We start from the raw sequence: 2,126 nt of genomic DNA on the forward strand, positions 1-2,126 counted from the left end.
CGCTGGAGCTGGACCCGCGCCCGGACGGGGCGCTGGAGCACGCCCGGGTCGGGTCGTTCACCGTCGGCCCGCGGGACCTGGCCCTGGCCGACGACGACGGCGTGCTGTTCGTGCCCGCCCACCGGGCCGGGGAGCTGTTCGACCTGGCCGAGTCCATCCGGGACACCGAGCGGCGGCAGGCCGACCGGATCCGGGCCGGCGAGTCGCTGCGGTCGCAGGTCGGCTTCGCCGCCTACCTGACGGCCCGCGCGGCCGACCCGGCGCTGACGTTCCGGGCGCACCTGCGCGCCGTGGGCGGCGCGATCGAGGAGTGAGCCGCTCAGCCGCCGCGCGCCCACAGCGCCAGGCGTACCCGGTTGGGGCTGCCGGTCTTCGTCATCAGGCTGGTGATGTGCGTCTTCACCGTGGTCACGCCGATGTGCAGCCGGTCGGCGATCTCGGTGTTCGACAGTCCGTCGGCCACCAGGTCCAGCACGTCCCGCTCGCGGGCGGTCAGCTCGGCCGCGCGCCGGGGCGCGCCGGCGCGGGCGTGCACCGCGCGTTCGACCAGCCGGCGCAGGATCTCCGGGCTGAACGGGCTGTCCCCGGCGGCGGCGCGGCGGATGCCGTCCAGCAGGTCGGCCGGGGGCGCGTCCTTGAGCAGGAAGCCGCAGGCGCCGGCGGTCAGCGCCGGGTAGAGGTGGTCGTCGTCGCCGAACGTGGTGAGCACCATGATCCGGGTGGCGGGCCGGTCGGCGAGGATCCGGCTGGTCGCGGTGATGCCGTCGACGCCGGGCATCCGCAGGTCCATCACCACCACGTCGGGCCGTAGCCGGGCGGCGAGGGCGATCGCGTCCCGGCCGTTGTCGGCCTCGCCGACCACGTCGAGGTCGGGCTGGGCGTCGCAGAGCATCCGCAGACCGGCCCGGATGAGGTGCTGGTCGTCGACCAGCAGCACCCGGATCACGCCGGCTCCGGCGCGCCCGCGCGGGGGCGGGGCGTGTCGGGGGCGGGCCCGGCCGCCGGCAGCACGGTCCGTACCCGCCAGCCGGACCCGGTGGGCCCGGCCTCCAGCCGACCGCCGAGCACCTCCACCGTTCCCGCATGCCGACGATGCCGTGGCCGCCGCCGGAGGGCACCCCGGCCGGCGCCGCGCCCCGCCCGTCGTCGGACACCGCCCAGTGCACCGCGCCGTCCTCGACCGACACGGTCAGCTGGGCCCGCGCCTCCGCGCCCGCGTGTTTCGCCACGTTCGTCAACGCCTCCTGGGTCAGTCGCAGCACCGCCTGGCCGCGTACCGCGTCGAGCGCGCCGACAGCCGGGTCGACGTCGGCCTCCACCACGACGCCCGCCTGCCGGGCCCGGTCCACCGCCGCGCCGAGCGCCGCCGGAAGCGCCGACGGCTCGATCGCGGTCAGGGCGGCGTCGCCGCGTACGCCGTCCGGTCACGCAGCACCGCGACCAGCCGCCGCAGGTCGGTCAGCGCCGCCGTGCCGGTGGCGTGCACGTCGTCGAACACAGCGCCGACCCAAAGGTCAGGTCGGGCAGCACGTGCCGGGCCACCCCGACCCGCAGCACCATCGACGCGACGTGGTGCGCGAGCACGTCGTGCAGTTCCCGGGCGATGGCGCCGCGCTCGTCGGCGCGGGCCGCCCGGCTCTCCGACTCGCGCCGGCGCCGGTCCGCCTCGGCCCGCTCCTCGGCCTGCCGGCTCAGCTCCCTCGTGGTCCGCACGACCAGCCCGAGCAGCAGGGGCAGGCAGACGGTGACGGCGAGCCCGAACAGCCCGGTCAGCGCTGTGCGGACCGGTTCGCCGATCAAATTGGTCAGGTCGACGGCGGCGAGCAGCCCGGCGCCGAGCCAGATCGTGCGCGGCCGGGTGGCCCGCATGGTCAGCTCCAGCAGCGCCCAGCTCGCGCCGACCTGGTTGATCATCACGTCGTCGACCAGCGGGAACGCCGCCGCGAGCAGCGCCGACTGGAGGAGCAGGTTCAGCAGCGGCCGGCGGTGGCACAACAGCGCCAGGAGAAACGCCGGGACCGCCAGCGCCCACTGCGTTCCGGTGGGGCCCGGGGCGGCCGTGCACGCCGACGACCAGGTAGCCGATGCCGCTTGAGATCCAGCAGCAGGATCCGCGCGAGCGTGTC

1 protein-coding gene and 2 pseudogenes are annotated in these 2,126 nt (G+C 76.4%); 1 reads left to right on the forward strand and 2 read right to left on the reverse strand.

The features are described 5' to 3' along the window. A pseudogene (locus tag MCBG_RS03595) lies at positions 1–314 on the forward strand (RraA family protein); the annotation flags it as partial. A 5-nt stretch (positions 315–319) separates the two neighbouring features. Here MCBG_RS03595 and MCBG_RS03600 read toward each other — a convergent pair. Together MCBG_RS03600 and MCBG_RS03605 are read right to left on the reverse strand one after the other, a co-directional pair. Next, on the reverse strand, positions 320–946 hold the full coding sequence (locus MCBG_RS03600) for a response regulator (RefSeq protein WP_043323860.1): 627 nt from the start codon (positions 944–946) through the stop codon (positions 320–322). Beyond that, positions 943–2,126 (reverse strand): annotated as a pseudogene (locus MCBG_RS03605) (sensor histidine kinase); the annotation flags it as partial. The pseudogene MCBG_RS03605 and the gene MCBG_RS03600, both read right to left, overlap by 4 nt.

Source organism: Micromonospora sp. M42 (assembly GCF_000568915.1).
Classification (GTDB): Bacteria; Actinomycetota; Actinomycetes; order Mycobacteriales; family Micromonosporaceae; genus Micromonospora; species Micromonospora chalcea.